Source organism: Pseudomonas sp. 32_A (genome assembly GCF_017490905.1).
GTDB classification, from domain to species: Bacteria; Pseudomonadota; Gammaproteobacteria; order Pseudomonadales; family Pseudomonadaceae; genus Aquipseudomonas; species Aquipseudomonas inefficax.
Genome location: NZ_JAFGYI010000347.1, coordinates 1 through 444, shown reverse-complemented (window position 1 = coordinate 444; position 444 = coordinate 1). Strand labels below are relative to the sequence as shown.

Sequence of the window (444 nt, the reverse complement as noted above, 5' to 3'; positions counted from 1 at the left end):
ATCTTCAATAACGAGGTACTCAGCCGGCTCGGTGTTGACAAACCCCGCCACCTCGACGTTGGGGTCGATCCCCATGTCCTCAAGCCCCATTGCCGCTAACTGCTCGGCAACCTTCTGGGACGGGGCCGGGGTGATTTTGTCGATCACGGAGATCGGGAACTCAACCTTTTCTGCAATCCACTCGACAACCCTGTGGTCGATGACGCCTCGTTTCTCCCACTCCGCAGCGATCGTCAGCACCGAGGTGCGCAACATGTCACCGTTGTGGGAGAAATTGTCACAGGACACCACGGCCACCGGCGTCGCCCCAGCGTGGAAACGTCGCACCAGCAGAGCGGTGACAAGACCCATTGCCGTCGACATACGATCAGACTCGGGGTCGCGCCCCAGATCCTCAACAACAGCGTCTTGGTAGGAACCGTCGTAGCCGTTGAGCTGATACCC

General features: G+C 59.5%; 1 pseudogene. It reads right to left on the bottom strand.

From position 1 onward, the window contains the following. Nucleotides 1–444: pseudogene (locus tag J5M58_RS27010) on the bottom strand (mannitol dehydrogenase family protein); the annotation flags it as partial.